Raw genomic sequence first — 10211 nt, forward strand, 5'->3', positions numbered from 1 at the left:
CTAGGTTTATATATCACATATTATGATACGCTTTTTAAAAAATTTAAATAATAATTCATAAATGCTTCTGGTTCTTCAATATGCGGTGCATGTCCTGAATGTTCGAAGATTTTTTTCGTAACATTTAAAAAATGCGCTTCCAATTTAAAATGATTCTTATCTTTAATCAAAGGATCATGTTCCCCATTAATTAACAAAGTAGGTACACATGTACGTTTTTTTAAATACATAGGTTCATCTTTATGCAAAATTAATGAACGAATTGCCACCGCACTATCATCCTCAGACTTAATGCTATATATTCTTTGTTTTTGATACCATTTCATCGTCTTCTCTTGATTTCTAAACAATTTAGAAAATAAAAGAATATACGCTTCAGACTTATTAAAACCCGCTATATCATCTTGATATTGTATTAACAATTGAGTAAAGCTGTGTATTAAGTCATCTTTCTTCGATGCAATGGTAGTTAATGATTTTACACGATAAGCATATTTATCTGTAAATAACTTAGCAACTACCCCACCTAAATCATGTCCTAGAATATGTGCCTCATGAATATTTAACTTCTCCATTAGAATTTTTAAATCCTCAACGTGATCGTTTAAATCGTATGATTCACTTTTAGAAGACTTGCCATGACCTCTTAAATCGTAAGTAAGTACTTTATATGATGATGCTAGTTGATGTTGCAAATCTTCAAATCCAGCTAAATTACCATCCAATCCATGAAGTAATATTATAGGATCCCCTTTACCTTCAATTTGATAAGTTAATTGGATTTGAGGATTAATTGTGACTTTATTCATTGTGACACCTCCCTCAATAAACTATATACCCAACCTTCATTCTATATACGCTTCCATTTTATAAACAATTTTTTTAAATTATTTATAAATTACCAAAAGTTATTCCAACAATAAAAAAACTATTCATCTCAATTAATACAATTAATCAAGTGAATAGTTTTATCATATTTATAATCTTGTACGTGAAGATAATCTAATTGTGAAATATATAACTAGAACTACTAATAATATCCATATAATTAATGAAAAAATCTGGGCTGATTGTGGATTATGAATCATTGCATCGACGGTTTTTTGACAAAATAATAACCCGATTCCCGAAAACTCAAGTCGCTTATAAAATATGCCGGCAATTACTAAAATAATACCAATGAAAAAGAAAAATTGATGTCCAAAATTTGTAATTGGTATAACGCCCCAAGTAATATTAAATGCTTGTAATATAATTAATAACAAGGATATGATAGCGATAATTGTACCCATAATCATTTCTATTTTATTACTACGCAAGTAATTCTTTTGAGACACCCTTAGGTATACAACAATAGTCATTGGAAAAATCACTAAACAATAAAATAGACTCATTCCAGTAATAGCTTGAAACTGAACATACTGTTTATCATATAAATAGGATATGAGAATGAAGTTTATAATAAAGAAAATAACTGGATTCATTTGTAAAGCAAACAAATTCCTTTGAATCATTAATATGATTTGTGCTGGAGATTTTCTTTTATATTCAATATAATCTTGATCTTTCTTTTCAGAATTTTTTATATCAGTAATTACTTTCTCTTTAATATCATCAATCAAATGCGGTGATAAACCTTTATGATTAAAGTAATCTTCTATATTTTCTAGTAAAATTTTATCGTTAATACGCATTGGTAGTACTCCTTTAAAATGAAACATCTTTATTTATTGTATTGGTTTAATTTCCCCTTCGCAAATCATAAAAATTAATATTCACTGTATTATGCCATGTAATAAAATAACCGACAAGTATTGCGATTTAACTTGTCGGTTAAGCACGATTAATTTAATTATTATTTTTCCAAATCAATACGATATAATTTTATGTTTTTATCTTTTGGTGCTGAGGCAAATTGATAAGTCGTTTTGCCTTTTTCAATATATCCAAAATTACCAGCAACTTTGCTATATTCCGTATGTGTTACTGCTTTGCCAACATAATTTTTAACAGCTTGATATGTTGGACCATTAGCATCATTATACATCATTGAAATATGAGTTACTTTACCATTGTTTTTCTTACCATCAGTAGTTACTAATAACATACCTTTTTTAGTATGGAATTCGTAATAATGTTCAGTTCCATCTTCATTGTAAGAATACATCGGATTTTTGTACTTAGTTAAAACATCTTTAATAGATTCGCCAATTTTCACATTTTCTAATGACTGATCACCCTTAATTAATTGTTTAACAGTATCAATAGAGTTGCCACTTGCTGCTTCGGCACTAGTGTTCACTAAGCCTACTCCCATTACAACAGAACATGCAATTATACTTGCCGTTAGTAGCTTTTTCATAAGCACTCTCTCCTTTTATTTATATCGTCTTGTGCTCACAACCATTATACAACAATCATTTCTAAAACAACAGTCATATTACAATTATATTACAAATAATAATTACTACTTTTATATTTCACTTATCACTAAAAATTAAACATGCTTTTCATCGTGATGTTTGTTGATAAATGCAGCTGTATCTTCGACGAATCTTTCTTGCTCTTCAACAAATGGGAATGCACTTGATTCTTGATATACTTCAAAGTCCGCATTTTGGATTAAATCAGCTACTTCTTTAGCTTCTAATCTTGTTGTTCTTTCACCGAATTCTCCTGCAATAATTTTTGTCGGTACTACGACATTTCTATAAGTTTGAGAAATATCAGCGTTTTTGAATACCTCTTTAACTGCTTGAATTTCTTCTTTAGTTGATATTTCATTTGTATCTACGACATGTTTGAGGAATCGATTCATTTTTCTCGGACGATAATACTTACGCTTATTTAAAAATTTATCTTGTTTTTCAGGATCCCAGTTTCGAATAATATGGGCATATTTTCTAAATAAACGTTCTTCCGGTAATTCACCTTCAATAGATGTTGGATTTACCAACGTAAGTGATGATGTAAATTCAGGATAACGTACTGAAATATCCGCACCAATGATTCCACCCATTTCATGGCATACAAATGCAACTTCTTCAATATATAAATATTTAAGTAATTCAACAATGTCATCAGAAAAATCTTTTATTTCAATGTGACGAGGTTTATCAGAATAGCCATGTCCACGTAAATCAATTAACACAACTTGAAATGATTTTGCTAATTCTGCTGCTAATTTATTAAACACAGAATAATTATCAAGTACAGTATGAATCAATACGATAGGATAGCCTTCACCTAATGTACTGTAATGTATCGATGTTCCATCTTTTCTAGTAAATAGATCCATAATTTTCTCCTTTATTATCATTTTTTATTGGTAAAATGGTTAATAATTCTTCCACTGTTGTAATTGTAAAATCAACTTCTTCTTCGAGTGGTTCAATTTCAGCATCTTCTTGTTTATACCATACACTAACCATGCCCATAGCTCGTGCTGGAGCTACATCATTTAACGCATCATCGCCAACATACATAATTTGCTCAGGTAATACCCCTAGTTGATCAATCATATCTTCAAAAATTTTAGGATGTGGTTTACGAAAACCAACTGTTTCTGATGTTGATAAATAATTAATAACATGCATCAAACCAAGTGAATGTAATCGAAATTGTTTAATCTTAGATTTACCATTTGCGATAACACCAATTTGAAAGCCTTTTTGCGATAGCTTTTCTAGTGTATACAAAGTATCGTAATAAGGAAATACATAACGATAAAAATGCATTTCAAAATCATTAAATAAGTCTTTCCAAGTTAACCTATCTACATGGAAACGTTTAATGATTTCTTTATATAAATCAGGTTTATCATTATCTTCATCGTCATCTAGCTCAATAAATGCTTTTTTAAAATCTGCCAGTTGAACATGAATTAAGTAGTCATGAAATCGTTCATATTGCTCTTCGATAAATTTCTCTCGAGATTTAACTCTGTCCAACAACGTACCTTCTAAATCAAATACAACTGCTTTAATTTGATTCAAATCCATCGCTTATGCCCTCTTTATGTTTATAGTTATTTTTATTTTAGCAAATGTCGTGTGCTAGTGTAACCGTTTCGACTGAGATATTAGCATGTAAAATAACACTGGTATACCAATTAATGCAATGATAATACTTGCCGGTATTTGTACTGGTGACAATATATGGCTACCAATAAAATCTGCCATAACCATTATTTGTCCTCCAGTTACAATATTTAAAGCCAATTGTCTTCCTAATGATTGTTTCCACTGCCATTTTCTAATGAGTTGCGGTATCACCATACCAATGAATCCAATGATGCCAACATATGCGACATTTATCGCCGTTATCATAGAAGCTATACATAACGCGATATATGTAATCAATTGAACATTTAAGCCTAGTGACTGACTTTTTAGTTCTCCTAATTGCAATAACTTTAGTTGATTAAGAATGATAAATATACCAAACAATGCAATGATAAATGTGATTGCTATTATAGATACATTTGAGTATTCTGCATCACCAAAACCACCAAACAGATAATTGGCAATTGTATTTAATTTGCGAGGTTTTAATAAAATCAAAAAATATAGAAGTGAATTGAATAACGCACCAATCATTAAACCACTTAATATTAAGATTCTAACTGGATAGCCTTGGCTCAATACCGACGTAATGACTAATACAGTTATTAATGTTATCAAACTAAATGTTATTGAAAATACAGGAATCCATAACGTTGTTAAACCTAAAAATAATGCTAATCCTGAACCAAATGTAGCGCCGCTTGCCAATCCTAATGTAAAGCTATCTGCCAATGCATTATTTAAAACTGTTTGAAATATAAGGCCTGCAACAGTTAATATCATACCTGTCAACAATGCTTCTAATAATCTCGGTAATCTAACATTGATTAAAATAGACTGGTTAAATACATCATTGATATCGCCCAACTGCCAAAATAGATATATGCTAGTTGTTATAATCAATATGACTATCCAGCTCAATAATACTTTATTAAATGTCATAGCATTCTCTTTTCTTTCATCGATAATTACATTCATTATAGCAATCACATACTCGCGTTGCTATCATTCACTAAATATATTTTAAAAACCCCTTATCTCAAACATGTATTTTTTACATGTAGCAATAAGGGGCATAATTAGAATGGTTTATTTTCTATAAATTGCATCTCTTAATTCTTTTAATCCTTCATCAATACGTGGACCTGGTCTTGATACTTCATCACCATTTACAACTTCAATACGTGTATTCTTGACAGCATTAATTTTATTGAATCCACCTCTTTTTTTGATGATATCCATATAATCTGATCTTGTCTTAGCTTCCGTCGAAATTAATATATCTGGGTTCTTTTTAATAATACTTTCCTTCGTTACAGGGTTCCAACCATTAATGTCACTATACACATTTTGGGCTTCTAATTTTTCTAACATATCATTAAAAAATGTATGCTTCCCTGCTGTATATATTTCAGGCTTTGATGAAACCTCAATAAATACTTTTGATTTTTTATGATGAGCAGGAATTGAATCTATGACTTTATCGATATTATCTTTAGTTTCCTCAACAAGTTGTTCAGCCTGCTTATCATGATGCGTTAATTTCCCAATTTGCTTAAATGTGTTGTAAGTTTCATCAATTGATTGTGCATCTTTAACATACACTACTTTGATGCCTTGTTTCTCTAATGATGACAATACTTTATTAGCAGTTGCCTTTTGCGACTCATGCGCAAGAATTAGATCTGGCTTTGCCTTTAAAAGTTCCTCTTTATTTAGATTCAAAGCATCAAATTGCTTCTTACCCTTTTTCACATCTTTTGGATAATCATCAACCGTTGAAACACCAACTATGTATTTACCTAATCCTAATTCATATAAAATTTCAGTATTACTAGGCATTAACGAAACAATTCTATGGTACGGCGATTTAGACGAGCCATTATCATTGCTACCTTGTTTATCATTATCTTTCATACCACAGCCACTCAGGACAAGCATAAAAATCAAAATAAAAGCAATTAACGATTTCTTCACACTATCACATCTCCTTTTTAAAGCCTCTTGAGCTTTAGCGATTAGAGGGATTTATGCAGTTGTGCCTTAGCATCCAACTGCGTTTCTCTTCATCTTTAGCGATTAGAGGGATTTATGCAGTTGTGCCTTAGCAAGCAACTGTAATCCTCTTTACCCCTTAATTTATTAATTAGGGATTTTTATGCATTTGGTGCGTTAGCAAACAACTGTTTTTTCTTTATATGCTTCTATTTATTATATAAGTCCACATACTAAAAGAAAATAGTAAATTATTTTTTATATTTCATATAAACTCATCTATCTAACTTCACAGCGTTTACTTTTTAAAGTAAGGTTCTAAAAAATCATAATTCTTTATATCTTTGTCTCTAAAGTAATGTTTACCAAATACATCTAACAGAGCATGAAATTCATTAGCATCTTGATTTGTAAAATGATTTGGTAATGTGACTACTTTTTTTAATTGATCATAACTTTTAGTGTTTTCATATCCTAATTTATCATATATTTTTCTTGTATAGCTATCTGGAATAAATTCAATACGTCCGAATATATAAACAAGTAAGACATCTGCTGTTTCACTTCCAATACCTTTCAAAGATAATAATTCTTTTCTTAATCCACCTTTATATCGCTCATTAATCTCTTGATAATTGAAATGATGTCGTGCTAACCATGTTAATAATGTTTTAATCGTCAGTGATTTACTTTTATAAAAGCCACTTGAATGTATCAATGATTGTAACGTTTCAATAGGTAGTTCTAATATATGATTTGGATTAAAATGCGTGTGTTCTTTAACTTGATTCAATGCAATTTCTGCATTTCGCCATCTAGTATTTTGAACTAAAATTGCACCTAACATCATTTCAATGTCATTATCAGCAGGCCACCAAAATTGTGGTCCGAGATGTTCATATAAAACTTTATATAATTCATCAGTTCCTAACATTTACACCCTCCATTTTAGAGGGAGTGGGACAGAAATGATATTATCGTAAAATTTATTTCGTCGTCCCACCCCAACTTGCATTGTCTGTAGAAATTGGGAATCCAATTTCTCTTTGTTGGGGCCCCGCCGGCAAGGTTGACTAGAATTGAAAAAAGCTTGTTACAAGCGAATTTTCGTTCAGTCAACTACTGCCATTATAACTTTGTAGAGCATAGAACATTGATTTATGTCTCAGGCTCTCTTATGCAGTTGTGCAGTAGCATCCAACTGTGTTCCTCTTAACCTTATTCACATACTAAGCATTCCCCAATATGTCACATACCTAAAAAAAACACTCCAACACAAAGTATCTTTCGAGAAACTCTACGTTGGAGTGTATATAAATGTTCTTACATTGATTCAGGTGCGCTTACACCGACCATTGCCAATGCATTTTTCAATGTAATTCTGACCGCTTCAATCATAGCAACATGTGCTTTTGTTTTTTCAATATCATCTGTTAATACTTTTTCAGCATTGTAGAATTTATGGAAATGAGCAGCCAAGTCTTGAATATAATTAGTAATTCTATGTGCTGATCTATGCTCAGCTGCACTTTCAATTGTAGGTTCGAAATCAGCTACTTTTTTCAACAATTCAATCGCTTTTTCATTTGTAATCGTTGTAAAATCATTCGCAGCAGCTACCTCAATTCCTTGCTCTTTCGCTTGTTTTAAAATTGAACAGATACGCGCATGTGCATATTGAGCATAGTAAACTGGATTGTCTTGAGATTGCTCTTTCGCTAATTCCATATCAAAATCAAAGTGACTATCAGGACTACGCATAGTTAAGAAATAACGTGCAGCGTCAACGCCAACTTCGTCCATAATTTCTCTTAATGTAATCGCATTACCAGTACGTTTACTCATCTTCACTTCTTTACCATTTTCCATTAAACGAACCATTTGCATGATTTGAATTTCTAAACGATTACTATCTACACCAAACGTTTCAAGAGATGCTTTCAAACGATTAATATAACCATGATGATCAGCACCAAATAAATCGATTAAAATGTCATTACCACGTTTAACTTTATCGAAGTGGTACGCAATATCTGGTAAGAAATACGTATATGTACCGTCATTTTTAATTAATACTCTGTCTTTGTCGTCTTTAAAATCAGTTGTACGTAACCATGTAGCGCCATCAGCTTCATACGTATAACCTAATTCTTTCATTTTTGCTAAAACTTCAAGAATTTCGCCTTTTTCATATAAAGATGTTTCACTAAACCAATTATCAAAATGCGTATTGAACTCTGCCAAATCATTTTTCAGTTTAGCCATCTCGTATTCTACGCCTAATTTTCTAAATTCTTTCAAACGTGCTTCTTCAGAATAATCTTTAATTTCAGGGTGTTTCTCTGCTAAATCTTTACCTATTTCAATAATATCTTTTCCATTATAGCCATCTTCAGGCATTGAATAACTATTGTCACCTAAAGCTTCAAAGAAACGTGTTTCAATCGAACGCGCTAAGTTAGTAATTTGATTACCAGCATCATTAATATAATATTCACGTGTTACATTATAGCCAGCTGCAGTTAAAATATTAGCTAAAGCATCACCAACTGCTGCATTTCTAGCATGACCAATATGTAAATCTCCTGTAGGGTTAGCTGAAACATACTCAAGCAATACATTTTGACCTTTTGATTCATTTACATGTCCAAATTGATCACCTTTTTCAATTGCTTCAGGAATAATTGCTGTTAAATACTGATTATCTAAGTAAAAATTAATGAATCCTGGACCAGCAATGTCAATTTGTTTTACATGTGCTTTTTCAGTATCTAAGTTATCAACAATCGCTTGAGCAATTTCACGAGGATTACGCTTTGCAATCTTAGTCAGTACCATCGCAATATTAGTAGCATAATCTCCATTTTTTGTATCTTTAGGAACTTCAATTTTAATATCAGGAATCTCATCTGCTAATCCTGCTTTGTTAATACTTGCTGCAATTTCTTCTACTAATGTTTGTTTCACTTGATCAATAATATTCATTCGCCTATCTCCTTATAGTTAATTTCATATTGATAAGAACCCATTTTTTCATTATCTTGATATAATTCATAATGAATCTTTAGCTTGCCACCGTCTCCACTTACGAAATGCAAAATGCGTAATGTTTTAACTTCTAGTGGAATTCGTCCAGCCGATATATCGTAAAAAGTTGTTGTCGTTTGTCCTTCAACAAAATGCAAATTCATATTAATGTCGCCTTTACGAATCAACTTAACGCTACCATCATCCACTTTTATTGTAACATTAACTGTTGCATCCTCAATTTGTTCTACATACCGAATAAAGTTAGATTGCCTTTGTTGCCAAGTTCCTTCAGTAGTAAATTCAAATTTTTCTTTTTCGTTGTGCTGTTTCAACACTTGCTTTGTTTGAATACTTACTTTTTTATCCAATTTACTACTCACCTTAATCTTCGCATAATAGAAATATTATAGCATAAAATAAGGTCATCTTGTTATGCCTTCTTAAAGCTAAATAGGTTCAATTAATTAACAATTCCATACTTAATCAACGCTTCATATATGTAAGCCATTTTATAAAATACTAACAACACCTCAAAACCAAAAAAACACGAGATTTTCACTATCTTTCATGAAAACCTCGTGTTTGATTATAATGATAGTGTTCAGAGCACTACCTTCTTTATCTATATAGTCAGTTGATATTTTTAAAATTTAATAACCATTCTACCAGTTATAGTACCATTTTCCATTTCTTCAAAAATATCATTGATTTCTTCTAATTTTCTTAATTGAACTTTAGGTGTTACTTTATTTTCAGCAGCAAATTCAAACGCTTCACGTAAGTCTTGTCTTGTACCAACAAGTGAACCTACTACTTCAATACCGTCAAGCACTAATCTTGGGATATCTAAGTTCATTTTATCAACAGGTAAACCAACGGCAACAACTCTTGCACCAGCTTTTACAACATCAACCGCTTGGTTAAATGGCGTCTTAGCAACTGAAGTTACCACTGTTGCATCTAATCCTTTGTTATCAGTTAATTTCATAACTTCTGCAACTGGATCAACATCTTTAGAATTAATAATAGCATCAGCACCTAATTCTTTCGCGAATGCTAATTTATCATCATTGATGTCGAAGGCAACAATTTTAGCCCCCATAACGTTTTTAGCATATTGTA

General features: G+C 31.2%; 11 protein-coding genes and 1 pseudogene. All 12 read right to left on the reverse strand.

The window, feature by feature from the left end; genetic code table 11:
• Positions 1 to 20 precede the first annotated feature (20 nt).
• On the reverse strand, positions 21 to 809 hold the full coding sequence (locus IDG63_RS11895) for an alpha/beta fold hydrolase (RefSeq protein ID WP_001045423.1): 789 nt from the start codon (positions 807 to 809) through the stop codon (positions 21 to 23).
• 168 nt (positions 810 to 977) lie between these two features.
• Complete coding sequence (locus IDG63_RS11900) at positions 978 to 1694, reverse strand: hypothetical protein (RefSeq protein WP_001222133.1); 717 nt, start codon at positions 1692 to 1694, stop codon at positions 978 to 980.
• Positions 1695 to 1855: 161 nt separating this feature from the next.
• Positions 1856 to 2362, reverse strand: coding sequence for an SA0570 family protein (locus IDG63_RS11905; RefSeq protein WP_000735558.1), 507 nt, complete (start codon positions 2360 to 2362; stop codon positions 1856 to 1858).
• 135 nt (positions 2363 to 2497) lie between these two features.
• Entirely contained in the window at positions 2498 to 3298 is an 801-nt protein-coding gene (locus IDG63_RS11910) for an alpha/beta fold hydrolase (protein WP_000362967.1), read from the reverse strand.
• Complete coding sequence (locus IDG63_RS11915) at positions 3282 to 4001, reverse strand: HAD family hydrolase (RefSeq protein WP_000365354.1); 720 nt, start codon at positions 3999 to 4001, stop codon at positions 3282 to 3284. The genes IDG63_RS11910 and IDG63_RS11915 overlap by 17 nt, the downstream gene beginning before the upstream one ends.
• A 54-nt stretch (positions 4002 to 4055) precedes the next feature.
• Positions 4056 to 5006, reverse strand: coding sequence for a FecCD family ABC transporter permease (locus IDG63_RS11920; protein ID WP_001790232.1), 951 nt, complete (start codon positions 5004 to 5006; stop codon positions 4056 to 4058).
• A gap of 147 nt (positions 5007 to 5153) precedes the next feature.
• Positions 5154 to 6041, reverse strand: coding sequence for an ABC transporter substrate-binding protein (locus IDG63_RS11925; RefSeq protein WP_000749059.1), 888 nt, complete (start codon positions 6039 to 6041; stop codon positions 5154 to 5156).
• A 316-nt stretch (positions 6042 to 6357) separates the two neighbouring features.
• The gene (locus tag IDG63_RS11930) at positions 6358 to 6993 is read right to left on the reverse strand and encodes an endonuclease III domain-containing protein (RefSeq protein WP_000901766.1); all 636 of its coding nucleotides are present in this window, start codon (positions 6991 to 6993) and stop codon (positions 6358 to 6360) included.
• A gap of 389 nt (positions 6994 to 7382) precedes the next feature.
• A complete protein-coding gene (gene argS / locus IDG63_RS11935) occupies positions 7383 to 9044 on the reverse strand; it encodes an arginine--tRNA ligase (RefSeq protein ID WP_001021139.1) in 1662 nt (553 codons plus the stop codon).
• Positions 9041 to 9457 carry a YwiB family protein gene (locus tag IDG63_RS11940; protein WP_000359088.1) on the reverse strand — a complete coding sequence of 139 codons (417 nt, stop codon included), beginning with the start codon at positions 9455 to 9457 and terminating at the stop codon, positions 9041 to 9043. Before IDG63_RS11940 ends, argS begins: the two co-directional genes overlap by 4 nt.
• A 92-nt stretch (positions 9458 to 9549) precedes the next feature.
• A pseudogene (locus IDG63_RS11945) lies at positions 9550 to 9658 on the reverse strand (hypothetical protein).
• Between the two features lie 74 nt (positions 9659 to 9732).
• On the reverse strand, positions 9733 to 10211 hold a 479-nt coding region (locus IDG63_RS11950), incomplete at its 5' end, for a zinc-binding dehydrogenase (RefSeq protein WP_206176441.1).

Origin of the sequence: Staphylococcus sp. EG-SA-14, from assembly GCF_017151935.1 — a bacterium.
Lineage (GTDB): Bacteria > Bacillota > Bacilli > Staphylococcales > Staphylococcaceae > Staphylococcus > Staphylococcus aureus.